This is a genomic window from Streptomyces justiciae (genome assembly GCF_015163075.1).
Lineage (GTDB): Bacteria > Actinomycetota > Actinomycetes > Streptomycetales > Streptomycetaceae > Streptomyces > Streptomyces justiciae.
The window spans coordinates 1-869 of record NZ_JADDXU010000052.1 but is presented as its reverse complement, the minus strand read 5'-3'; the positions used below and the strand labels follow the sequence as shown (position 1 = coordinate 869).

The 869-nt window shown below is 64.7% G+C and carries 1 protein-coding gene; it reads left to right on the top strand.

Annotated features, from left to right (window positions below):
• Positions 1-869 (top strand): cbb3-type cytochrome c oxidase subunit I (locus IQ210_RS46970; protein WP_194085405.1); only part of this gene is annotated, 869 nt, incomplete at both ends.

The window sequence follows — 869 nt, the reverse complement described above, 5'->3', positions numbered from 1 at the left end:
ATGCGCGCCGAGCTCGCCCGGCCTGGTCTGCAGATCATGTCGAACGAGCAGTTCAACCAGGCGTTCACGATGCACGGCACGATCATGCTGCTGATGTTCGCGACGCCGCTGTTCGCCGGCTTCGCGAACTGGATCATGCCGCTCCAGATCGGCGCCCCCGACGTCGCCTTCCCCCGCCTGAACATGTTCGCCTACTGGCTGTACCTGTTCGGCTCGCTCATCGCGGTCGGCGGCTTCCTCACCCCGCAGGGCGCGGCCGACTTCGGCTGGTTCGCCTACAGCCCGCTCTCGGACGCCGTCCGCAGCCCGGGTGTCGGCGCCGACATGTGGATCATGGGTCTGGCCTTCTCCGGCTTCGGCACCATCCTCGGCTCGGTCAACTTCATCACCACCATCATCTGCATGCGCGCGCCGGGCATGACCATGTTCCGCATGCCGATCTTCGTGTGGAACGTGCTGCTGACCGCCGTCCTGGTCCTGCTCGCCTTCCCCGTCCTGGCCGCGGCCCTGTTCGCGCTGGAGGCGGACCGCAAGTTCGGCGCCCACGTCTTCGACTCCGCCAACGGCGGAGCGTTGCTGTGGCAACACCTCTTCTGGTTCTTCGGCCATCCAGAGGTGTACATCATCGCGCTACCGTTCTTCGGCATCATCTCCGAGGTCATCCCGGTCTTCTCGCGTAAGCCGATGTTCGGCTACATGGGCCTGATCGGCGCCACCATCGCCATCGCCGGTCTGTCCGTGACCGTGTGGGCCCACCACATGTACGTCACCGGCGGTGTGCTGCTGCCGTTCTTCTCCTTCATGACGTTCCTCATCGCCGTGCCAACCGGCGTGAAGTTCTTCAACTGGATCGGAACGATGTGGAAGGG